The 284-nt window shown below is 57.4% G+C and carries 1 protein-coding gene; it reads right to left on the minus strand.

What is annotated here, in order from left to right; translation table 11 throughout:
• The coding region (locus tag CVH10_RS19660; protein ID WP_146143127.1) for a transposase at window positions 1–148 on the minus strand (148 nt) is incomplete at its 3' end.
• Between the last annotated feature and the right edge of the window lie 136 nt (window positions 149–284).

Here is a 284-nt window from a genome sequence, read left to right on the forward strand (position 1 = left end):
CATCGAGCCCGCCGAACTTGGCCTTCCATTTGTAAAAGGTCGCCGAACTGACCCCGTGACGCCGACACACCTCCGCCGTCGTCACACCGGCTTCCTGCTCCCGCAGGATCCCGATGATCTGCTCTTCCGTGAACCTCGATCGCTTCATTCTGTCCGTCCTTCGTTGGGCGGACTCTAGCTATTCCTGGAGGAGTTTCAGGGGGTCACGTCATCGTCGCTGTAGAGGCCTTTCAGATCTTCTCGCGTCGACATGGATGTTCCTGCTGGATGAGTTGATTGGATGT

It is taken from the genome of Halomonas sp. ND22Bw, assembly GCF_003011945.1.
Lineage (GTDB): Bacteria > Pseudomonadota > Gammaproteobacteria > Pseudomonadales > Halomonadaceae > Halomonas > Halomonas halophila.